Below are 22,383 nucleotides of genomic sequence, written 5' to 3'. Positions count from 1 at the left end.
ATGGTGCCGTCGGCGCGGTGCCACCAGCTCATGGCAGGCTCCCGGGTTCGTGGCGGAGGGGGGTGCGGGGCGGGTACGGTGCCAGGGCGGCGCAGTCGGCGCAGGCCTGGTGCGCGTAGATGCGGGATAGGCGGTCCCACCCGTAGATCGGCAGGCAATAGGCCTGGCCACAGGCCGATGGATAGCCTCGGCCTTGGGGTAGCTGTTCCTTCGGCGTGCCCGGGGCGACCCAGTGCGCGGGCAGGCGCCGGATGTCCTCGGGGATCTGCGGCATCCACCCGTAGGTCGGTAGCGCCACCATCACAATCCCCGATCCAGCTCGTAGCCGTCACCGCAACGCACCATGCGCGGCCGAGGGTCGTACGGATCGTGCTGCCATCTCCGCCGCATCACACTGTCCGAGAGGCGCTCCCACGGCAGCAACGCCAGAAGCGGCAAGGCGAAGATGCCCAGCATGCAGAGCGCGAACCAGATCATGATGACCTCCCCGCTACGTTATGAGTACCAACACGGTGGCAATGTGCACGGACAGGATCACAGTGCATGCACAGATGATGCAATGCCCCGATCAGGTAGCAGGCGCTCACGCGCCGTGACCTAATAGGATTCTGTGCATGGCCAGCACAGCCGACACCCCGCGGGCTCGCCAGCTTGGTGCCGAGCTCCGGCAAGCTCGCACCGAAGCCGGGCTGACCACGACACAGCTCGGCAAACAGTTAGGTCGGTCGCACACGCACGTATCGCGCTGGGAGAACGGCAAGTTAGCTCCGAGCGCGGAGGATACGGCGGCCGTGCTCGGTATCCTCGGCGTCACCGGCGAAGAGCGTGATCGGCTACTCGATCTGGCACGTGCGGCCGCAGATCCGAACTGGGTCGCTCCCGGTGTGGACAAGCAGTTGGCGGCACTGCGAGAGTACGAGCGCACCGCAAGCATGATCATCGACGTCGAGCCAATGCTCATCCCTGGCCTGATGCAGACACCCGCCTACGCTCGTCAGATCATCACCGAGTTCGGCGCGACCAGCGGCGAGGCCGACCATCGATCGATGGTGCGACTCGGCAGGCAGCATGTCCTTACCGACGATCCTCCGGTGACGTTCCACGCCATCATCGGAGAGTATGCCCTCCGGTATCAGCCGTGTACCGATGACGTAATGGTGGGCCAGCTCCGCCACCTTGCCAAGCTCGCCCAGGCCGACAATGTCACGGTGCAGGTGCTACCGATCGGTGTGTCGCACGCTGCGGCAATGACTGGGCCATGGGTGTGGATCTCGTTTACTGACGACAGCAAGCCGGTGGTGCACCTGGAGCACTACTGCTCGTCAGCGACGATCACAGACGAGAGGACCGTCGAGCGTTACAAGATCGCGGCGGATACTCTCTGCGAGGCAGCGATGAGCCCGTCCGAGTCAATTGAGCTCATCGCCACCATCTCAGCAGGTAAGGAGCGTGCGGAATGAGCTTACAGCAAGACACCGCCATCTGGCGTAAGAGTAGCCGGAGCGGTGGGCAGACCAACTGCGTCGAGCTTGCGCTCGACCCTGCCCGCGCGCGGGTGCGCGACACGAAGGACCGCGACGGCGGCACCCTGGAAGTGCCGTTCTCGGTGTGGCGCGCGTTCACCGCGAGCGTGCGGGAGCAGTAGCGATACACACGCACGGCGCCCTCGCCCACGCTTGGCCGGGGCGCCGTGTTGTGTCTGGGGCGAGTGTCGGTGACCGAGGCGGATGGTGAAGCCGTCTAGCCCGCTCGCTCGGCGAGCAGCGTGGCGATCCGGTCGGCGGGGCTCGGCTCCAGGTAGAAGGGTCCCCGAGCGGCGCGCACGCCGAGCGCACCGAGCCGTTCGGCCTGCTCGGTGGTGCGTACCCCTTGGGCTCCGATGATGAGTCCGAGCTCGCTGGCGCTGGCGATGAGGTGTTCGAGGTGCCTGGCCGACGACGGCCAGCTGCCGTTGTCGTGGTCGACGCTGTCCACGATGCCGCCGGAGAGCATGACGCAGTCCACGGGGAGGCGGTGCTTGCGGATCAGCTCGAGATCGGTGGCCGCTGTCACCTCGAGCACGAGCCAGATGCTGAGCTCGCGGAGCACGCCGAGTGACTCCAGCGCCTCACCACGCGGATCCAGCGCCGTGCTCGGTGCCACGCACAGCCGTAGCGTGGACGCGTCCAGCGCATGCTCGGCCAGCCGATCCTTGACCATCCCCACCAGCTTGTCGTCGATGGCCAGCCGGGCGGGAAGGCGTAGGCACACGTCGGGCACCGGCCCGTCCAGCGTCGCGCCCCAGGATGCGCGGGTGGTGAGGGCGTCGCTGAGCATCCACCGTCCGATCGGCAGCGTCATGCCGGTGGTGTCGGCCAGCGGGAGGATCTCGTCGGAGGTCACCGTGCCGAATTCGGGATGGTGCCACCGGAGCACGGCGTCGACCACCGGCAGCGCGTCGCTGCCGTCGAGGGTGACTGTGGGCTGGTAGACGAGCTCGAACTGGCCGTTCTCCAGCGCCCCCGACAGTGACGCGGCCATCCGGAATCGCCGCCGATCCCTGGCATCGGCCGCATCGTCGTAGAAGATCCACTGGGAACGTCCTTGATCCTTGGCGCGGTGCAGCGTGGTCTCGCCTTTGCGCTTCAGGTCCGCCGCGGTGTCCTGCCCGGTGTTCTGCAAGACGATTCCGGCGCTGGCGTTCACGCCGACGGGCTCGCCCTCGATGTAGATCGGTTCGCTGAGCTCGCCGAGAGCGGCCTCGACTTGGTTCATCACCTCGGTGGGAGTCAGCTCACCGCGGAGCAGCACACCGAACCCGTCACCGGTGAGCCGGGCGACGGTGGCATCGGCCTGGCTGAAGGCGTTACGCAGCTTGTTGGCGACGGCACGAAGCAGCGCGTCGCCGACGTTCGAGCCGAGACCGTCGTTGATGACCCGGAAACCGTCGAGATCGAACAGCACCAGCGCCACTTGCGGGTGCGCCCGGTCGGCCAGCGCCGCCTCCATCTGGTTGTCGAAGCTGGCGGCGTTGGGCAAGCCGGTCAGCGCGTCGTGCACGTTCTGGTGCAACAACGTCTCGCCGAGCGAGTGCGCGTAGTTGACGTCCTCGACGAGCAGCAGGGGGTACTCGCGCTCCGGCGTGTCCGAGGGGAGCGTGATCAGGGTGACGTTGGTGCGGTGCCGCTCGTCGACGGCGTGCCGGAAGTCGATGCGCGTGAGCTCCTGCGGGGTGGCGGTGCGTAGCAGGGTGTCGAGGCCGTTCCGTAGTGTGCTGGCGTCGCGCTCGCCGGCGGCCAGTTCCGGCAGAGAGGTGCCACGTAGGCTGTTCGGTTGGCAGCCGAGCATCCGCTCGAGCGCGGAGTTGGCTTCAGCGATCGTTCCCCACTCGTCGAGCAGCGCGATGCCGATCGGGGCGTGCTCAAAGAGCCGGGCGAATCGCTCCACCGCTGCGGCGCGGGCGTGTTGCAGATCCTCGCGGGCCGTCACCGCGATCTCCCGGATCCACCGTTCGAGTTCCCCGGTGTCAAGCGTCACACCCTCTGTCTGTGCGAGGGCATCCGACCATCGTCGTGTGAATTCGGCCATTTCGGGCGAATCACTATGGTCGCTCACAGTTTCACCTCTCCGGTCACGAGTCGGCGAGCTTACTAGCGTCGCTGCGCACGGCGCTGGCGCCGGGTCAGGCATGCCGAGGGCGGTCGTGTCATGAAGACTCTGCTAACCGACCACGAACAGGTGGGTATGTCTACCGGCCAAACGAGTGATGCCTGTGGCGTATGGGGCACATAACGTTATCAGCGGCGACGACACGGTGCGAGCCATTGAGCGAAAAAGGCGCAGGTGAACGGGTGCTGCCCGGATCAGGTGGTACGCGTTGCCGTCGCTGACCGTAACCGGACCGGAAGACCGTCCACAGGAACAGGCAACGCGACGTAGTCCCAATGGACGTGATAATCGGCAGGCAATGACCATGCGTAACGCTTGAGCATCTCGTGCAGAATGGCTTTGACCTCGATGGTGCCGAAATGCATGCCTATGCATTTATGAGCACCTCCGCCGAAGGGGATCCACGCGAACCGGTGCGACCTGTCCTCCATCCGGTGCGGCGCGAAGCGTTCGGGATCGAAACGGAACGGATCAGTCCAACACTCGGGAACGAAGTGATTGATCATGGGGGAGACCCCGACGAGCGTACCTTCCGGGATGTAGTGGCCAAGCACCGAGGTGTCCGCCACGGTCTTGCGCAACAGGCTCGGCACCGGAGCCACCATCCGGAGCGATTCCTTGATGACCAGATCCAGTGTGGTCAGCGATTCGAGCGCGGCCAGATCAGGCGGCTCGTCGCCGAGTTCCCGTGACTCGGCCCGTGCGCGCTCCTGCCACTCGGGATGCTTACCGAGATAGTAGGCGGCGGCGGTCGCGGTGATGGTGCTGGTGTCGTGGGCCGCCATCATCAGAAAGATCATGTGGTTGATGATGTCCTCGTCGCTGAACCGCTCCCCGTCGTCATCGGTGGCGTGACACAACGCCGAGAACAGGTCGTCGCCCGGCCTCGTCCGTTTGGCTGGCAGGTTCTCCGCGAAAAAGCTCTCCAGCACCTTCCTGCCGTTCAGCCCGGCCGACCAACGGCCACCGGGTACGGGTCGCCTGATCACTGCGGTGCCAGCTCGAACGGTATCCACGAACGCCCGGTTGAGGGCATCGGCCTTGGCTCCTGGTGGCATGCCGGTGAACACCCGGCCCGCGACGTCGAGGGTGAGCTGCTTCAGCGCCCAGTACAGGCGAAATCGCTTGTCCTGCGGCCATCCCGCGATACCCTGGCGCAGCACGGGAGCCATCTGATCGGCGTAGGTGGCCAGCCGGTCCCTGGTGAACGCCTGCTGCATGATGCGGCGGTGCGCGAGGTGCTCACCGAAGTCCAGCAGCATCAGGCCGCGGTGGAAGAACCGGTCGATGAAAAAGTGCCACCCTTCCTGGGAGAACACCTTGTCCCGGTTCACCAGGGCCACCTGGGTGGCCTCCGGTCCTGCCAACGCGACCATGCGCGTGCCGAGCACCCCCATCCAGGAGACCGGGCCGTAACGCTCGTAACGGCGCATTCCGAAGTCGAACCCGTAGCGCATGAGGCGCAGGCTGTGCCCAACCATCGGTGCCCCGAAATCCCCGGGGACCGGTTGGAGACCGCTGCCCGCCGGGGGCTCAGCGAGTGGCGTGATCGTCCCGTTCGAGGCCAGTAGGCGCTGGTCGATGCCACGAGGGAGGGGAAGGGCGGTCAGCGGAGGTACTCGCTCGCGTACCGCGTCGGTGACCGCTGTCAGTGGCCGTGCCATAACGTCACCTCCATGGCTGCCGGGGCTGTCCCCGGCGTGGCTGTACGTTCACTGTCCCGAGTTGTTGGCAATCGGTCAAGAGTATTCCTTCTGACGGGTGTGGCAGCAGGCTCGACGAAACAATCACTCATGCTTGCTTTTTTTGGGCGGCGGTGCCATGCTGGCTGCCATACCGGAGGAGGCGCGCATGGTGGATGTGGCGAGCGTGCTCGCCGACCTGGACGCCGAGGGCGAGGAGCTGGACGCGTGTGTCGCGGGCCTGCCCGCAGGGGAGTGGGCCCGCGACACACCGGCACCGGGCTGGACGATCGCCCATCAGATCGCACACCTCGCGTGGACCGACGACGTGGCCCATCTCGCCGTCACCGACCCCGAGGCGTTCCAGGAACGGCTGGCCGAAGCAGCCGCGGATCCCGAGGGTTTCGTCGACGCCGCGGCCGCGCATGTCGCGCGCCGCGCGCCGGGGGAGCTGCTGGAACACTGGCGGGATCGGCGTGGCAGGCTCTGCGAGGCGCTGGCCGGCAGGAGTGGTGACGAGAAGGTTCCGTGGTTCGGGCCGCCGATGCGGCCCGCGTCGATGGCCACCGCTCGGATCATGGAGACGTGGGCGCACGGCCAGGATGTGGCCGACGCGCTCGGTATCGAACGGGAACCCACCGCGCGACTGCGGCACGTCGCGCACATCGGCGTGCGCACCCGGGACTTCGCGTTCCACGCGCACGGGCTGACGCCACCGCACGAGCCGTTCCGGGTCGAGCTCGCCGCCCCGGACGGTGACCTGTGGACCTGGGGCCCTGACAGCGCCGAGCAGCGGGTGACCGGTAGCGCTCTCGGATTCTGCCTACTGGTGACCCAGCGCAGGCACCCGGACGACACCGACGTCACGGCGCGTGGAGCCGAGGCCGCGCGGTGGCTGACCATCGCGCAGGCGTTCGCCGGACCACCGGGCCAGGGTCGGAAGGCGGGCCAGTTCTGATGATCAGGATCGGGAACGCCTCCGGCTTCTACGGTGACCGGTTCAGCGCGATGCACGAGATGCTCACCGGCGGTGAGCTGGATGTGCTCACCGGCGACTACCTGGCCGAGCTGACCATGCTCATCCTCGGCAGGGACCTGCTGAAGGATCCCTCCCGCGGCTACGCGAAGACCTTCCTGCGGCAGCTGCGCGAGAACCTGGCGCTGGCCAAGCGCCACGGCGTGACGATCGTCGCCAACGCCGGTGGGTTGAATCCCGCCGGGCTCGCCGAGGCGGTACGGGAACTGGCTGCCGAGCTCGAGGTTCCGGTGTCGGTGGCCCATGTCGCAGGCGACGACCTGCGTGACCGGTCGAGCGAGCTCGGGCTGGTGACACGCACCAGGGATGGTCGCGAGCTGGAACCGCTCACCGCGAACGCCTACCTGGGCGCGTGGGGGATCGCCGAGGCCGTGCGCGCGGGCGCAGATGTCGTGGTGACCGGACGTGTCACCGACGCGTCGCTGGTGGTCGGGCCCGCGGCGGCGCGGTTCGGATGGCAAGCGTCGGACTACGACGCGCTGGCGGGCGCGGTGGTCGCCGGTCACGTGATCGAGTGCGGCGCGCAGGCCACCGGTGGCAACTTCGCGTTCTTCACCGAGCTCACCGGCCACGGGGTGATGGACCGGCCGGGCTTTCCGATCGCGGAGATCCACGCGGACGGGTCCAGCGTGATCACCAAGCATCCCGGCACCGGTGGGGCGGTCACGGTCGACACCGTTACCGCGCAGCTGCTCTACGAGATCGCGGGGCCCTGCTACCAGGGGCCGGATGTCACGGCACGGTTCGACACGATCGAACTCACCCAACACGCGGGCGATCGGGTGGGGATCAGTGGCGTTCGTGGTCAGGCCCCTCCCGGCGAGCTCAAGGTGTGCCTGAACTCCCTCGCGGGCTACCGCAATGAGATCACGTTCGTGCTGACCGGCCTCGACATCGAGGAGAAAGCCGCGCTGGTGCGGCGCCAGCTGACCGCCAACCTGCCCACCGAGCCCGCACAGCTGCGTTGGTCACTGGCCAGGACTGATACCGCCGACGCCGCGACCGAGGAGGAAGCTAGCGCGCTGCTGCACTGCGTGGCCAGCGACCCGGACGCGCAGGTGGTCGGCCGTGCCTTCACCGGTGCGGCGATCGAGCTGGCACTGGCCAGCTACCCGGGCTTCCACGTGACGGCACCACCGTCCGAGGCCTCACCGTACGGTGTGTACGGCGCGGCCTTCGTCGACGCCACCGAGGTGCCGCACGTGGCCGTGCTGCCGGACGGTTCCCGGGTGGACATCTCCGCGGTGAGCTCACCGAGCACGGCTGCGGAGGATTCCACCGCGGGCACATCCGAAGACACCGCCCTGCCGGAGACCCTGCCGCTTTCGGCGGGTGGGCCCACCCGCCGCGTGCCGCTGGGGCGCATCGCCGCGGCTCGCAGCGGCGACAAGGGCGGCGACGCGAACCTCGGCGTCTGGGTGCGCTCGGAGCCCGCGTGGCGCTGGCTGGCGCACACCCTCACGGTCGACGAGCTCCGGCGACTGTTGCCGGAGACCGCGGACCTGGAGGTGCGCCGGTACGCGTTGCCGAACCTGTACGCGGTGAACTTCGTGATCTCCGGCCTGCTCGGCGACGGGGTCGCCTCGCAGGCTCGCTTCGACCCGCAGGCCAAGGCACTGGGCGAGTGGTTGCGCGCCCGGTACGTGGATGTCCCCGAGGAGCTGCTGTGACCACTTTCGACAGCCAGGAACGCCGCGCGCTCCGCGAGACGGTTCGCCGGTTCACCGAGCGCGAGATCCTGCCGGAACTCGACAGCTGGGAACGTGCCGGGGAGCTACCGCGGGCGCTGCACCGCAAGGCGGGCGAGGCAGGCCTGCTCGGGGTGGCGTTTCCTGAGGACGTCGGCGGAGGCGGTGGTGATGCCATCGACGCGTTGGTGGTCGCCGAGGAGATGCTCTACGCGGGTGCCTCTGGCGGGCTGATCGCCTCGCTGTTCACCCACGGCATCGCGCTGCCGCACATCGCCTCGGCCGGCGATGCCCGGCAGATCGATCGCTGGGTCCGGCCGACCCTGGCAGGTGAGGCCATCGGCGCGCTGGCCATTACCGAACCGGACGGCGGGTCCGATGTGGCGGGACTGCGCACCACGGCCGAGCGCGACGGGGACGAGTTCGTGGTCAACGGCGCCAAGACGTTCATCACCTCGGGAGCCCGGGCCGATTTCGTCACCACGGCCGTGCGGACCGGGCGGCCGGGCGCGCACGGCATCTCGCTGCTGGTGATCGAGCGGGACACCCCAGGGTTCTCGGTGTCACGCAAGCTGGACAAGATGGGGTGGCAGTGCTCCGATACCGCGGAGCTGGCGTTCTCCGACTGTCGCGTGCCCGTCGCGAACCTGGTGGGTGAGGAGAACACCGGCTTCATCCAGATCGCGCAGCACTTCGTCGAGGAGCGACTCAGCCTCGCGGTTCAGGCCTACGCGGCCGCGCAACGCGCGCTCGACCTCACCGTGGACTGGTGCCGCAAGCGGGACACCTTCGGTCGCCCGCTCATCTTCCGGCAGCTGGTGCAGCACAAGCTCACCGAGATGGCACGGCGGATCGACGTGGCGCGCAGCTACACGCGTGATATCGCGATCCGGCACGTCGCGGGGGAGGACGTGCTGGCCCGGGTGGCGTTTGCCAAGAACACCGCGGTCGAGGCCGGGGAGTGGGTGGTCAACGAGGCGGTGCAGCTGCACGGCGGCCTCGGGTACATGCGGGAAGCCGAGGTGGAGCGGCAGTACCGCGACATGCGCATCCTCGGTATCGGCGGGGGCACCAACGAGATCATGACCTCACTGGCCGCGCGGCAGTTGGGATTCACGGCATGACCGTACTGACATCGACAGTGGACACGACGGCCGAGGACTTCGTCGTCAACCGGGACGCGATGCTCGACAAGCTCGGTGAGTTGGAGACCGAGCAGGGCAAGGCCGTTGAGGGCGGTGGCCCGAAGTACACCACCCGGCACCGGGAACGCGGCAAGATGCTCGCCAGGGAACGCATCGAGCTGCTGCTTGACGAGGACTCGCCGTTCCTCGAACTGTCGCCGCTGGCTGGGTGGGGTTCCGACTATCAGGTCGGGGCGAGCGTGGTGACCGGCATCGGCGTCGTCGAGGGCGTCGAGTGCATGATCATCGCCAACGACCCGACGGTCAAGGGCGGTGCCACGAACCCGTGGGGATTGCGCAAGAGCCTGCGCGCGGCCGAGATCGCCGAGAAGAATCGCCTCCCGGCGATCAACCTCGTCGAGTCCGCGGGCGCGGACCTGCCCGCCCAGAAGGAGATCTTCATCCCCGGCGGGCGGACGTTCTACAACCTCACCCGCTCCTCGGCCGCGCGGGTGCCCACGGTGTCGCTGGTGTTCGGCAACTCCACCGCGGGAGGGGCCTACCTGCCCGGCATGTCCGACTACGTGGTGATGGTCGCCGAACGAGCCAAGGTGTTCCTCGGTGGTCCGCCGCTGGTGAAAATGGCCACAGGGGAGGAATCGGACGACGAGTCGCTCGGCGGTGCCGACATGCACGCCCGCTCCTCGGGGCTTGCCGACTTCCTCGCGGTGGATGAGGCCGACGCGATCCGGCTCGGCCGCGGCATCATCCGCCGTATCAACTGGCACAAGCTGGGACCCCGGCCGCGCGGCGACTACGCCGAGCCCCGCTACGACAGCGAGGACCTGCTCGGCATCGTGCCGACCGACCTGCGGATCCCGTTCGACCCCCGCGAGGTCATCGCGCGGGTGGTCGACGGGTCCGACTTCGACGAGTTCAAACCGCTGTACGGCAACAGCCTCGTCACCGGATGGGCCGACATCCACGGCTACCCGGTGGGCATCCTGGCCAACGCGCGCGGTGTGCTGTTCAGCGAGGAGTCCCAGAAGGCCACCCAGTTCATCCAGCTCGCCAACCAGAGCGACACGCCCCTGGTGTTCCTGCACAACACCACCGGGTACATGGTCGGCAAGGAATACGAGCAGATGGGCATCATCAAGCACGGCGCGATGATGATCAACGCGGTGTCCAACTCCACGGTGCCGCACCTGTCGGTGTTGATGGGCGCCTCCTACGGCGCGGGTCACTACGGCATGTGCGGCCGGTCGTACGACCCCCGGTTCCTGTTCGCCTGGCCAAGCGCCAAGTCAGCGGTGATGGGGCCGCAGCAGTTGGCGGGCGTGCTGTCCATCGTGGCCAGGGAGGCCGCGGCGAGCCGCGGTCAGCATTACGACGAGGAAGGCGACGCGGCGATGCGGCAGATGGTGGAAGAGCAGATCGAGGCCGAGTCGCTGCCGATGTTCCTGTCCGGGATGCTCTACGACGACGGCATCATCGACCCGAGGGACACCAGGACGGTTCTCGGGTTGAGCCTCTCGGCGATTCACAACGCCGAAGTACGTGGCACCGATCGCTTCGGCGTCTTCCGGATGTGACGGGCTGTGCTGGTCGAGGCTGGTCGAGGCTGGTCGAGGAGACGAACTGTCGACGGGATCGGGCGCGCGGACGGACACGATGTGCCCGCTGACACTGCGAGGACGGACGCTATGAGCAGCCAACCACCTGCCGGGACGGTCAACCAGATCACCAACGTGCTCGTGGCCAACCGGAGCGAGATCGCGCGCCGCGTGTTCGCCACCTGCCGCGCGCTGGGGATCTCGACGGTCGCGGTGTACTCGGACGCCGACGCGGACTCGCCGCACGTGGACGAGGCCGACGCGGCCGTACGGTTGGCGGGGCAGGCTCCCTCGGAGACCTACCTGCGCCACGATCTGCTGATCGAGGCCGCCCGCGCGGGCGGAGCCGACGCCGTTCACCCCGGCTACGGCTTCCTGTCGGAGAACGCCGAGTTCGCCCGCGCCGTGGCCGACGCCGGGCTGACCTGGATCGGGCCGCCGCCCGCCGCCATCGAGGCGATGGGGTCCAAGGTGGAGTCCAAGCGGATCATGGCCGAGGCCGGGGTGCCCGTGCTGGCCGAGCTCGATCCCGATGAGGTGACCGAGGCCGAGCTGCCGGTGCTGGTGAAGGCCTCCGCGGGCGGCGGCGGCCGCGGCATGCGGGTGGTGCACCGGCTCGACCAGCTCGCCGAAGCGCTGGCGGGAGCCGAGGCCGAGGCCGGATCCGCCTTCGGTGACGCGACCGTGTTCTGCGAACGCTACGTGGCCACAGGACGCCACATCGAGGTGCAGATCCTCGCCGACGAGCACGGTGCGGTGTGGCCGGTCGGCGAGCGGGAATGCTCGATCCAGCGCAGGCACCAGAAGGTCGTGGAGGAAGCGCCGTCACCGCTGGTCGACGAGACCATGCGCGCCGAGCTGTTCGACGCCGCGAGCAAGGCAGCCAAGGCGATCGACTACCGGGGGGCCGGGACCGTGGAGTTCCTCGCCACCGACGACGGGGAGTTCTTCTTCCTCGAGATGAACACGCGCCTGCAGGTCGAGCACCCGGTCACCGAGTGCACCACCGGGATCGACCTGGTCGCCGAGCAGGTCCGCATCGCAGAGGGGCACCCGTTGCCCGACCCGCCCGCGCGGCAGCATCGGCCACGAGGGCACGCGATCGAGGTCCGGCTGTACGCCGAGACCGTGGTCGACTCGGGTGGTGAAGCGGAGTGGCAGCCGCAGAGCGGTACGGTGCACCGCTTCGGCTTCGGCCGGTCGGTCGCCGAATTCACCGTCCCGCGCGCTTACGGGGTGCGTGTCGATTCCGGTGTGGACAGCGGGTCGACGGTGGGTGTGCAGTACGACCCGATGCTGGCCAAGGTCATCGCGTGGGCACCGACGCGGGCCGAGGCGGCGCGCATGCTCGCCGCCTCGTTGAGCGGCGCCACCCTCCACGGCGTGGCGACCAACCGGGATGTGCTGGTGAACGTGCTGCGGCATCCCGCGTTCCTCGCAGGCGAGACCGACACGTCCTTCTTCTCCCGCCACGGGTTGTTCACACTGGCGACACCGCTGGCAGGCGAGCGGGCGCACCGGCTGTCGGCGCTGGCCGCGGCGCTGGCGGAGGCACGGCACAACAGGGACGGCGCCGCGGTGCTGTCCGGGCTGCCCAGCGGCTGGCGCAACCTGCCTTCGCAGCCACAGTACAAGAGCTACACCAGCTACCACGGTCACGGCGACGGGGAGCCCACCTACGAGATCGCCTACCGGATGACGCGTACCGGCCTGCACGCCGAGGGCTATCCCGGCATCGAGCTCGTCGAGGCTCGCGGGGACCGGGTCACCCTGGTCGTCGACGGGGTGCGGCGGGTGTTCGAGGTCGCCCGTTACGGCGAGGCGGTGTGTGTCGACTCGCCGTTCGGTCCGGTGACGCTGCGCAGGATGCCGCGATTCGCCGACCCGGAGGCCGCGGTCAGCGAGGGATCGATGCTGGCCCCCATGCCGGGAGCGGTGTTGCGGGTGGCCGTGGCCACGGGCGACCGGGTCGAGGCCGGCCAGCCGGTGCTGTGGCTGGAGGCGATGAAGATGGAACATCAGATCACCGCACCCACCGACGGCGTGGTGTCCGAACTCAACGTGTCAACGGGCGATCAGGTCGATCTCGGCGCGGTGCTCGCCGTGGTCCGGCCGCCTGATGAGGCAGCGAGCGCGAGCGGCGCAGATGGTGCGGGCGGCGAGAGCCGAGACATGGCAGGCAACGCAAGCAGTGCCGGCAACGCCGGGAACGAGGAGGCGAGCGAGACATGAGTACAGCCATGAGCGCGGGACCGCTCTTCACCGAACCGGAGGAGCGGGTGGCGCTGCGCCAGGCGGTGTCGGAGCTGGGACGCTCCTACGGTCACGAGTACTACCTGGGCAAGGCACGCAGCGGGGGGCACACCAACGAGTTGTGGAACGCCGCGGGCGAGCTCGGTTACATGGGGGTCGCCGTACCGGAGGAATACGGCGGCGGCGGGGGCGGCATCGGCGACCTCGCCGCGGTATGCGAGGAGTTCTGCGCCGCGGGCACACCCATGTTGCTGATGGTGGTCTCGCCCGCGATCTGCGCCACGGTGATCTCGCGGTTCGGCACAGATGCGCAGCGCAACACCTGGCTGCCCGGTTTCGCCACCGGTGAGGTCCGGATGGCGTTCGCCATCACCGAGCCGGACGCGGGGTCGAACGCGCACAACATCACGACCACCGCACGCCGGGAGACCGACCGCTGGGTGCTGTCCGGCCAGAAGGTGTTCATCTCCGGGGTGGACGAGGCCGACGCGGTGCTGGTGGTGGCGCGGACCACGGATGCGCGGACCGGCAAGCTCAAGCCGGCGCTGTTCATCGTGCCCACCGACAGCCCCGGGCTGGAAGCCAAACCGATCGAGATGGATCTGGTGTCGGCGGACAAGCAGTTCAGCCTGTTCTTCGACGAGATCTCGCTGCCTGCCAACGCGCTGGTTGGCTCGGAGGACGCCGCCATCGCCCAGCTGTTCGCCGGGTTGAACCCGGAACGGATCATGGGAGCCGCGTTCTCGCTGGGGATCGCCAGGCTCGCGCTGGACCGGGCCACCGCCTACGCCCAGCAGCGCGAGGTATGGGGGACCCCGATCGGGGCACACCAGGGCATCGCGCACCCGCTCGCGGAGATCAAGATCGAGATCGAGCTGGCCAAGCTGATGACCCAGAAGGCCGCCGCGCTGTACGACGCTGGGGATGATATGGGAGCGGGCGAGGCCGCCAACATGGCGAAGTACGCCGCCGCCGAAGCGGCGGTGCGCTCGGTCGATCAGGCGGTGCAGACCCACGGCGGGAACGGGCTGGCGAGGGAGTACGGGCTGGGTGCGATGATCGCTGCGACACGGGTCGGCCGGATCGCTCCCGTCAGCCGCGAGATGGTGTTGAACTTCGTCGCGCAGCACAGCCTCGGCCTGCCCAAGTCTTACTGACCGCTCCTGCGCAGGCAGGAACCGGTCGACGAGGGAGACAAGCGTCGACACGAAAGGGCGAAGGTGATGAGCGGGCTCGCAGGACGGACACTGATCATGTCCGGTGGAAGCAGGGGGATCGGCGAGGCCATCGCGCTGCGTGCCGCCGCGGACGGCGCGAACGTCGCGATGATCGCCAAGACGGCCGAACCCCACCCGAAACTCCCTGGCACGATCTTCACCGCGGCCGAGAAAGTGGAGCAGGCAGGCGGGCAGGCGTTGCCGATCGTGGGCGACATCCGTGACGACGAGGCGGTGCGCTCGGCGGTGGCGCAGGTCGTGGAACGGTTCGGCGGTATCGACATCGTGGTCAACAACGCCAGCGCCATCGATCTCACCGCCACCGAGCACATCGGCATGAAGCGCTACGACCTGATGCAGGACATCAACACCCGTGGCTCGTTCCTGCTGTCGCAGTCCTGCATTCCGTACCTGCGCCAGGCCGCCAACCCGCACGTGTTGACGTTGTCCCCGCCCATCAGCCTCGACCCGAAATGGTTCGGCACGGTGGGCACCGCCTACACCATCGCCAAGTACGGCATGAGCCTCGTCACGCTCGGATTGTCGGAGGAGCTGCGCGCCGACGGGATCGCGGCGAACTCGCTGTGGCCCCGTACCACGATCGACACCGCCGCGATTCGTAACGTGGTCGGTGCCGAGCTGGCCTCCCAGTCCCGCTCCCCGGAGATCATGGCCGACGCCGCCCACGCGGTGCTGACCAAGCCCAGCACCGAGGTCACCGGCCGGTTCTTCATCGACGACGAGGTACTCGCGGCCGAAGGCGTCACGGACTTCTCCCGCTACCGGCTCGCCGAGCGGGAGGAGGACCTGCAACTGGACTTCTGGGTGGAACCGGCGTCATGAGCGTCAGCGACCCGCAGGCGGTGCGCAGACCGCAGCAGGAGCGCAGCAGGACGACCCGCCGCAGGCTGCTGGAAGCGGCGGCATCCTGCCTGCCCGAGCTGGGGTGGACGCGGACCACCGTCGCGGTCGTCGCCGAGCGCGCTGGCGTGTCCCGGGGTGCGGCGCAACACCACTTCCCGACGCGGGAGGATCTGGTCAGCGCGGCCGTGCAGCATATCTCCGAGGTACAGGTCAGCGAGCTGGCTGACAAGGCGTCCTCGCTGCCCGCCGGGCCGCTGCGCACCGAGGTGGTGGTGGAGATGCTGCTGGACCTCTACACGGGACCGACGTTCCGGGCGGCGCTGCACCTGTGGGTCGCCGCGTCCACCGACCAGCAGCTGGGCGCGCTGGTACGCCCGCTGGAAGCGCAGGTGGGTAGGGAAGCGCACCGGACGGCGGTGGCGTTGTTCGGCGTTGACGAGACCGTTCCCGGGGTGCGGGAGACTGTGCAAGCCACCCTGGACCTGGCGCGCGGCCTCGGACTGGCGAACCTGCTCAGTGACGACTCGGCACGGCGGCGCAAGATCGCCAAGCAGTGGAGCGCGCTGATCGAACCCGCCTTGAGCGCGGCCGTCGCCGACACCGGCTGACTACCGGCGCGCGCCGAGACGCCCGCCCGCCGCGCGGCTCACCGTTGCGGCAGCCCGAGCATGGCACGCATGGTGTTGGTCAGCACCCGCACCGGTATGCCGGGATCGATGGCGCGCTGCACCCCGAGACCGATACCGAGGCTCAGCAGCGCGGTCGCCACGTCGTCGGCGGGCATCGGCAGCTCGACGTCGAACTCCTCGAGGGAGGACGTGATGAGCTCCGCCAACCCTTCGCGGATGGCCAGATCGCGGCGTGCGAGCTCGTCGCGGAGCCGCTCGTCCCGGCGGACGTTGGTGGCGAACTCCACTTCCAGCGCGGTCCAGCGCTGGTCGCCGATGGTTTCCTCGGCCCACCGCTCGAACCCGTCGAGCAGATCTTCCAGGGTGTGCTTGCCCGCGATCGCACGCCCGATCCGCGACGCCTGTTCGGCGTGGATCGCATCGAGCACCGCGAGGCAGAGCTCGTCCTTGTTCCGGAAGTTCGAGTACACCGCGCCCTTGGAGTAGCCAGCGGCTTCGGCGACTTTCTCCAGGGACGTGGCCCAGTACCCCTCGGCGAGGAACAACTCCTTCGCGGTAGCGACGAGTTGCTCACGGGTCCGTGCTTGGCTTTCCGCTCGGGTCAGGCGAGACATGGCCTCACCCTATCGACCACCCACCGTGCGGTGATCGATCAGATCCACCCGTGGCGGCAGGCGTAGACCGCGAGCTGGAACCGGCTGACCACCCCTGCCCGGGTGGTGAGGCTCTCGATGTGGCGGGAGAGCGTCCTTCGGCTGATGCCGAGGATCTCGGCGATGCCGGCGTCGGTGATGCCGCTGGCGAGCAGTTCGATGATCCGCCGCTCGATCGGCCGGAGGGTGGACGGCTCCTTGCTGCCCAGATGCATCGGTAGTGCCGCGCGCCACGATGTCTCGAACAGCCCGTGCAACGCGTCGAGCAGGCTGGACTGCCGCACCAGCAGCATGGACCGGTTGAGGTCGGCCCCGGTCTCGGACAGCGAGACCATCGCGAGCCTGCCGTCGTAGATGCTGAGCTTGACCGGCACGCTCGGCAGCACCCGTGCCTGTTCACCCGCCGAGATGCACGGCTGGATGTTCGACGAGTAGTAGTCCGGCTGCCACACCGCGGCGCGGGCGTACACCACCCGGTAGGTCACACCACGACGGAGGTTGGCCACCTCGACCTCGTTCGGCCCGGAGGGCGTGGAATAGGGGGGCGAGTCGAACCGCAGCACCTCCCGCTCGGCGGCGCGTTCCTCGAGCTCGACCCGGTTGGCCACGTGCGGGGCGGTGATGACCTCCACGAGATCGTCCGGGGTGTTGTGTTGCCAGACCGAGCGCTTGAACGAACGGTAAGCGTTCACCGCCGCGACCTCGGCCGCGCGGAGCTCGGATTCGCGGGCACGGGCGAGCCGCTGCAAGCCTGCCGTGGGGTCCACGGGGGCGGCTTGACCACCGTCCGATCCGGTGTCGGTGACCAGGCCGATGTCGTGCAGCAGCCCGAGCCGCTCCTGGACCTCGGCCACCGGCGTCCCCAACGCCTCGGCCAGCTGCTGGTGGTCGGCAGGCCCGAGCTGCAGCAACCGCGTGTAGAGCTCGACGACGCGGTGTTCCAGCCCGAGCCGCTGGAGGTGGGCCTCCAGCTGATCGTCGGGCATCGGATGTCCTTGCCGGGATTGTGCCTCGATGGCTTCGATCGTAACGGCCTGTCAACGCCGCGTCGCGCGCTCGGGGTGGGTCACCGGTGGCGTGGGCCGTGCCGCCGGGTCGCGGTGAAGATCGCCACGATCCGGCGGGCGCGGGAAGCGGGTGCTCCGCGCTCGACGTTGCACCCGGATGTGACTGGACTTTCCGACGTACCGCTGTCCGTGCTCGACCTGGCGCCGGTCACCGAGGACGGCAGCGCACGGCAATCGCTGCGGAACACGCTGGACCTCGCGCGTCACACCGACGCCCTCGGCTTCCACCGGTACTGGGTCGCGGAGCACTACAACCTACCTGGCATCGCCAGCACCGCGACGCCGGTGCTGATCGCGGAGGTGGCAGCCGCGACGGAACGGATCAGGGTCGGCTCCGGCGGCGTCATGCTGCCGAACCACGCCCCACTGATCGTCGCCGAGCAGTTCGGCACGTTGGAGGCGCTGCATCCGGGCCGGATCGACCTGGGGATCGGGCGCGCACCGGGGACCGACCCTCGGACGGCCATGGCTGTGCGCGGCACCCGCGGCGCCGACGACTTCCCGCAACAGCTCAACGAGCTCACGGCGTATTTCCGGCCGGATCCCGGCAGGGCGGTCAACGCGGTGACCGCCCCCGGCAACGAACCGCCGGTGTGGCTGCTGGGATCCAGCGATTTCAGCGCCACGCTGGCGGGCAGGCTGGGCCTGCCGTTCGCCTTCGCGCACCACTTCAGCGCCAGGAATACCGAGCCCGCACTGCGCGCCTACCGGGACGCGTTCCGCCCATCGAGCGCGTGCGAGCGGCCGCACGTGATGCTCGGGGTTTCGGTGGTCTGCGCCGACACCGACGAACGCGCTCGCGAGCTGGCGCTGCCGAGCCTGGTGGGTCACCTGAGCCTGCGGCGGGGCCGGCCGATCCCGTTGCCGAGCCCGAAGGCAGCCAGCGGTATGGCCGCGAGCGCGGCAGCCAAGGAGTACGTGGACAAACGCCTGGACACCGGCTTCATCGGTAGCCAGGACACGGTCAGGGCGAAGCTGGATTCGTTGCTTGCCGACACCGGCGCCGACGAGCTCATGGTGACGACCATGGTGTATGACCACGCCGACCGCCGCCGCTCCTACGAGCTGCTGGCCAAGCTCGCTGGCTGACCGGCAGGGGTGGGCGAGCCGAAGGACTCCTTCGGTACATATCCAGTATCCGAGGAGTCCTTCGGCTCGCCCGCCGCCCGCGTGTCAGCCTCGGGAACCGCCGGGGTTCTCCGAGCCCGCGGCGCCATCCGGGTCGTCGGGATCGGCCGGGGGATCGGTGTGCTGGCGCAGTTTGATGATGGCCATCGCGAGACCACCCCAGATCAGGGCGATCGCGACGATGAACATGATGATGGCGTCGATCGACATCAGTTACTCGCTTTCGACTTCTCGTCGGTGGCGGCGCCGCTGGTGGTGCCGTTATCGCCGCCGCGCTTCCACGGCAGCAACGACAGGATCACGCCGACGACAATGGCGCCGATGGCCACGCCCCACCCGGCGACGAGCAGGAACCAGGTCGGGTATCCCTCGTAGTTCTCGGCAAGCTCCGTGCGCAGGCTGTCCCACATCATCCAGCCCAGTACGATCGGGGTGATCACCCCGAGCGCGAGGCGCCACCACCAGCCGAGGCGTACAGCGGAGGACGCATCGGCGTGGTGCTGCAGTGCGGGGAGCTTCCGCAGCACCCAGGACACCACGACGACCACGATGAGTCCCGCCAGCGCGATGCCGTACTGGTTGATGAAGCGGTCGGCGGCATCCAGCAGGTACAGCCCGTTGGTGGTCGGGAACAGCACCACCGAGGCAAGGGCGGTGGCCCCGCCGACACACAGCACGGCAGGCACCCTGCCCATACCGGTACGGTCCCGCACCCCGGCGATGACCACCTGCACGATGCTGATCAGTGAGGACAGCCCGGCCACCACGAGCGCGCCGAAGAACAGCACACCGAACAGCGAACCCGCTGGCATGTTGGAGATGATCTCCGGGAAGGCCACGAAGGCCAGGCCGATGCCGTCGGTGGCGACCTCGTCCAGCGCGATCCCGGCAGTAAAAGCCATGAAGCCCAGCGTGGCGAACACGCCGATACCCGCCAGCAGCTCGAAGGAACTGTTCGCGAAGCCCGCCACCAGCGCCGATCCGGTGAGGTCGGTGCGGCGGCGCAGGTAGGAGGCGTAGGTGATCATGATGCCGAAACCGATGGACAGCGAGAAGAAGATCTGCCCGTAGGCGGCGACCCACACCGTACCGTCGGCGATGGCCGACCAGTCGGGGGAGAACAGCGCGTCCAGTCCGGAGACCGCGCCAGGCAGGGTCAGCGCGCGTCCCACGAGGATGACGAACAGCACCACCAGCAGCGGAATGAAGATCTTGTTCGCCCGCTCGATGCCGCGCCGCACACCGAGCGCCAGCACGCCCAGCGTGACGACCCAGACGGCCACCAGCGGCCAGAACACCCCGGCGACGTAGTCCGGCATCAGCCCGGGCTCCTCGGCGCGCTGGAGGAAGTCCCCCATCAGGAACGCCTCCGGGTCGTCACCCCACTGCTGCTGGAAGGAGAACCCGGTGAAGCGCACCGCCCAGGCGATGATCACCGCGTAGTAGGTGGCGATCACGAAGCAGATGGCCAGCTGCCACCAGCCCAGCACCTGGGTGGGCCGGGACATCCGGAGGAACGCGATCGGGGGAGAGCCGCGGTACTTGTTGCCGAGCGTGTACTCCAGGATGAGTAGCGGGATCCCCGCGGTCAGCAGCGCCACCAGGTAGGGAACGAGAAAGGCGCCCCCGCCACTGTCATAGGCGATATAGGGGAATCGCCAGATATTACCCAGACCGATGGCGGATCCGATCGCGGCGAGGAGGAACCCCGCGCGCGTGGCCCATTGTTCGCGGACCTCATGTGCCATACAACGGCTCCTTGACCTTCCTTGTCGTCAGCACAGTGCTCAGCGTGGTCGTCGCCGCAGCACCTGCCCGGTCACCTCATCCGGGGTCACGCCGGGGTCACCGGGTCGCAACAGCCCGTCGACGATACTGTGCGTTACCCGATCGAGTGCATGGGGGATCACCCCGCGGCCGACGTCGAACCAGGCGGCGTCGCCGGAGCGCTCGGACGGGGCGCTCGGACGGGGCGTTCAACCGGTGATACTCAGGGTTCCGTCGTCGTCGAGCTGTACCCGCGTTCGGAAGGCGGCGCTTGCTTCGCTGAGTGCCCGGTGCAGCCAGCGGGTCTCCTCGGGTGTGGCGCGCCGCAGCCGCAATCGGTGCGAGCGCAGCGGCACCATCCGCAGGTGCCGCAGCCGCCCGTTGCGGGGTTCGAGATCGGCGAAGTAGAGCAGGCGCAGCACGTCACGGTAGTTGTCGTGCCCGGGGATCCCCTCGTAGTCGTTCACGCAGTCGCCGCAGCCGTACAGGATCAACCGGCCGCGGTAGATCTCGATGCCCCGTGGGTGATGCGAGGAGTGGCCGTGGACGATGTCCACTCCTCCGTCGACGAGCCGGTGCGCGAAGCGGACCTGCGCGCGGGGGATCTCATAGCCCCAGTTCGATCCCCAGTGGATCGAGGCCACAACCACGTCCTCGGGACCGGAAGTCTCCGCGAGACCGTCGACGACAGAGGCGGCCGTGGCAGCGGACAGGTCGGGCAGCATGTTGACACCCGGACGGTGTGCCGTAGCGGCCCAGCTGTCGGGGATCCCGCTGCACCCTGCCCCGTAACCCGCGACGACGACCCGGCCGAGTGCGCCGAGATCGGCGGTGACGGCCGCGCGTGCCGAAGCGGCGTCGGTTCCCGCACCCGCGTAGGGCAGCCCGGCACCGCGCAGCGTGGCGAGAGTTTCGCGCAGCCCCCGCGCCCCGAAGTCGAGGATGTGGTTGTTGGCCAGCACGCAGGCATCGGGGCGCACCGCCTGAAGGCTGGGTATGTTGTCCGGGTTCATCCGGTAGTGCACCGATTTACCCGGCAAGAAGGACCTCGCGCGGGTGACGGCGTTCTCCAGGTTGATCACCCGCACGTGCGGCGCGCGCGTGTCGATCTCGGCAAGCGCCTCGCCCCATGGCCACGCGAACCCGGGATGTCCCGGTAGCGGCCCGGCGTGGCGTTCGGCGGCACGCACGTAGTGCGCGGCATCTCGCACGTAGCTTTCCCGCAGCTCGGCTTCGCCGGGATAGGGCAGGATCTGGTCGATGCCCCGCCCGAGCATCACGTCGCCGCAGAGGAACAGCCGGACCGGTTCACCAGCCACGCCCCCACCATAGGCCGGTGCGGGCCGTGGCTGTGCCCATCACGCGGAGGAGTGCTGCCGCAGCGCCGCGGCCTGGGCGGCGAGTCGCTCGATACGCGCCCAGTCCCGGTCGGCGACGGCGGTCTCCGGCGTCACCCAGGAACCACCTACGCAGCCGACGTTGGGCTGGGCCAGGTAGTCCGGTGCGTTGTCCGGGGTGATGCCGCCGGTTGGGCAGAACCGCACCTGCGGTAGCGGCCCGGACACCGCTTTCAGGTAATCCAGCCCTCCCGAGGCGGCAGCGGGGAAGAACTTCATGTCGGTGTGGTCGCGTTCCAGCACCGCCAGGATCTCCGAACCGGTGGCCACGCCCGGTAGGAACGGCACGGGGGCGGCCACCATGGCATCGAGCAGTCTCGGTGTCTGCCCGGGGCTGACCAGGAACTGCGCCCCGGCATCGACCGACGCCGTGACCTGGTCTGGGACGGTCACCGTGCCCACACCGGCGGTGATCTCCGGGACCTCGCTCCTGATGCGACGGATGGCCTCCAGCGCCTCGCCAGTACGCAGGGTGACCTCGACGATTGGCACACCGCCCGCGGCGAGGGCCCGAGCCAGGGGCACGGCGTCGGAGGCGTCGTGCAGCGCGACGACCGGGATGACGGGAGCGATGTCGAGGATGGACGGGTGATCGACAGGCATGACACCTCTTT

21 protein-coding genes are annotated in these 22,383 nt (G+C 68.7%); 11 read left to right on the top strand and 10 right to left on the bottom strand.

Annotated elements, in window-relative coordinates:
* Positions 1-28: 28 nt before the first annotated feature.
* Together F8178_RS16595 and F8178_RS16590 are read right to left on the bottom strand one after the other, a co-directional pair.
* Positions 29-301 carry a hypothetical protein gene (locus tag F8178_RS16595; protein WP_317495732.1) on the bottom strand — a complete coding sequence of 91 codons (273 nt, stop codon included), beginning with the start codon at positions 299-301 and terminating at the stop codon, positions 29-31.
* Positions 301-477 carry a hypothetical protein gene (locus F8178_RS16590; RefSeq protein WP_317495731.1) on the bottom strand — a complete coding sequence of 59 codons (177 nt, stop codon included), beginning with the start codon at positions 475-477 and terminating at the stop codon, positions 301-303. The genes F8178_RS16595 and F8178_RS16590 overlap by 1 nt, the downstream gene beginning before the upstream one ends.
* Before the next feature lie 137 nt (positions 478-614).
* Here F8178_RS16590 and F8178_RS16585 point away from each other — a divergent pair, with 137 nt between their 5' ends.
* Complete coding sequence (locus F8178_RS16585; RefSeq protein ID WP_317495730.1) at positions 615-1,460, top strand: helix-turn-helix transcriptional regulator; 846 nt, start codon at positions 615-617, stop codon at positions 1,458-1,460.
* Positions 1,457-1,645 carry a DUF397 domain-containing protein gene (locus tag F8178_RS16580; RefSeq protein ID WP_317495729.1) on the top strand — a complete coding sequence of 63 codons (189 nt, stop codon included), beginning with the start codon at positions 1,457-1,459 and terminating at the stop codon, positions 1,643-1,645. Before F8178_RS16585 ends, F8178_RS16580 begins: the two co-directional genes overlap by 4 nt.
* A gap of 95 nt (positions 1,646-1,740) precedes the next feature.
* Here F8178_RS16580 and F8178_RS16575 read toward each other — a convergent pair whose 3' ends face one another.
* Positions 1,741-3,516 carry a diguanylate cyclase domain-containing protein gene (locus F8178_RS16575; protein ID WP_317495728.1) on the bottom strand — a complete coding sequence of 592 codons (1,776 nt, stop codon included), beginning with the start codon at positions 3,514-3,516 and terminating at the stop codon, positions 1,741-1,743.
* Between the two features lie 326 nt (positions 3,517-3,842).
* Complete coding sequence (locus F8178_RS16570; protein WP_317495727.1) at positions 3,843-5,312, bottom strand: cytochrome P450; 1,470 nt, start codon at positions 5,310-5,312, stop codon at positions 3,843-3,845.
* A 187-nt stretch (positions 5,313-5,499) separates the two neighbouring features.
* On the opposite strand from F8178_RS16570, the gene F8178_RS16565 reads away from it, so the two are divergent.
* The 8 genes from F8178_RS16565 to F8178_RS16530 all read left to right on the top strand — a co-directional run bounded on the left by F8178_RS16565 (position 5,500) and on the right by F8178_RS16530 (position 15,736).
* Positions 5,500-6,288, top strand: a complete 789-nt coding sequence (locus F8178_RS16565) for a TIGR03084 family metal-binding protein (protein ID WP_317495726.1) — start codon at positions 5,500-5,502, stop codon at positions 6,286-6,288.
* Positions 6,288-8,036 (top strand): acyclic terpene utilization AtuA family protein, encoded by a 1,749-nt coding sequence (locus F8178_RS16560; protein ID WP_317495725.1) that lies wholly within the window; start codon positions 6,288-6,290, stop codon positions 8,034-8,036. The genes F8178_RS16565 and F8178_RS16560 overlap by 1 nt, the downstream gene beginning before the upstream one ends.
* Positions 8,033-9,178, top strand: coding sequence for an acyl-CoA dehydrogenase family protein (locus F8178_RS16555; RefSeq protein WP_317495724.1), 1,146 nt, complete (start codon positions 8,033-8,035; stop codon positions 9,176-9,178). The genes F8178_RS16560 and F8178_RS16555 overlap by 4 nt, the downstream gene beginning before the upstream one ends.
* Positions 9,175-10,773, top strand: a complete 1,599-nt coding sequence (locus F8178_RS16550; protein ID WP_317495723.1) for a carboxyl transferase domain-containing protein — start codon at positions 9,175-9,177, stop codon at positions 10,771-10,773. The genes F8178_RS16555 and F8178_RS16550 overlap by 4 nt, the downstream gene beginning before the upstream one ends.
* 111 nt (positions 10,774-10,884) lie before the next feature.
* Entirely contained in the window at positions 10,885-13,026 is a 2,142-nt protein-coding gene (locus F8178_RS16545; protein WP_317495722.1) for a biotin carboxylase N-terminal domain-containing protein, read from the top strand.
* Entirely contained in the window at positions 13,023-14,204 is a 1,182-nt protein-coding gene (locus tag F8178_RS16540; RefSeq protein WP_317495721.1) for an acyl-CoA dehydrogenase family protein, read from the top strand. The genes F8178_RS16545 and F8178_RS16540 overlap by 4 nt, the downstream gene beginning before the upstream one ends.
* A 66-nt stretch (positions 14,205-14,270) precedes the next feature.
* Positions 14,271-15,107 (top strand): NAD(P)-dependent oxidoreductase, encoded by an 837-nt coding sequence (locus tag F8178_RS16535; protein WP_317495720.1) that lies wholly within the window; start codon positions 14,271-14,273, stop codon positions 15,105-15,107.
* Positions 15,104-15,736, top strand: coding sequence for a TetR/AcrR family transcriptional regulator (locus F8178_RS16530; protein WP_317495719.1), 633 nt, complete (start codon positions 15,104-15,106; stop codon positions 15,734-15,736). The genes F8178_RS16535 and F8178_RS16530 overlap by 4 nt, the downstream gene beginning before the upstream one ends.
* A gap of 38 nt (positions 15,737-15,774) precedes the next feature.
* Here F8178_RS16530 and F8178_RS16525 read toward each other — a convergent pair whose 3' ends face one another.
* A complete protein-coding gene (locus F8178_RS16525) occupies positions 15,775-16,371 on the bottom strand; it encodes a TetR/AcrR family transcriptional regulator (protein WP_317495718.1) in 597 nt (198 codons plus the stop codon).
* Between the two features lie 38 nt (positions 16,372-16,409).
* The gene (locus F8178_RS16520; RefSeq protein WP_317495717.1) at positions 16,410-17,396 is read right to left on the bottom strand and encodes a helix-turn-helix domain-containing protein; all 987 of its coding nucleotides are present in this window, start codon (positions 17,394-17,396) and stop codon (positions 16,410-16,412) included.
* 180 nt (positions 17,397-17,576) lie between these two features.
* Here F8178_RS16520 and F8178_RS16515 point away from each other — a divergent pair, with 180 nt between their 5' ends.
* Entirely contained in the window at positions 17,577-18,566 is a 990-nt protein-coding gene (locus tag F8178_RS16515; RefSeq protein WP_317495739.1) for an LLM class flavin-dependent oxidoreductase, read from the top strand.
* An 84-nt stretch (positions 18,567-18,650) separates the two neighbouring features.
* Here the strand turns inward: F8178_RS16515 and F8178_RS16510 are convergent, their stop codons facing one another.
* The 4 genes from F8178_RS16510 to eda form a co-directional block, all read right to left on the bottom strand.
* Positions 18,651-18,815, bottom strand: a complete 165-nt coding sequence (locus F8178_RS16510) for a methionine/alanine import family NSS transporter small subunit (protein WP_317495716.1) — start codon at positions 18,813-18,815, stop codon at positions 18,651-18,653.
* Entirely contained in the window at positions 18,815-20,353 is a 1,539-nt protein-coding gene (locus tag F8178_RS16505) for a sodium-dependent transporter (protein WP_317495715.1), read from the bottom strand. Before F8178_RS16505 ends, F8178_RS16510 begins: the two co-directional genes overlap by 1 nt.
* A 228-nt stretch (positions 20,354-20,581) precedes the next feature.
* Entirely contained in the window at positions 20,582-21,691 is a 1,110-nt protein-coding gene (locus tag F8178_RS16500) for a CapA family protein (RefSeq protein ID WP_317495714.1), read from the bottom strand.
* Between the two features lie 39 nt (positions 21,692-21,730).
* On the bottom strand, positions 21,731-22,372 hold the full coding sequence (gene eda, locus F8178_RS16495; protein WP_317495713.1) for a bifunctional 4-hydroxy-2-oxoglutarate aldolase/2-dehydro-3-deoxy-phosphogluconate aldolase: 642 nt from the start codon (positions 22,370-22,372) through the stop codon (positions 21,731-21,733).
* Positions 22,373-22,383 lie beyond the last annotated feature (11 nt).

Origin of the sequence: Haloechinothrix sp. LS1_15, assembly GCF_033042135.1 — a bacterium.
GTDB lineage: Bacteria > Actinomycetota > Actinomycetes > Mycobacteriales > Pseudonocardiaceae > Haloechinothrix.
The sequence above is the reverse complement of the archived record's forward strand: the minus strand, read 5'-3'. Positions and strand labels throughout refer to the sequence as shown.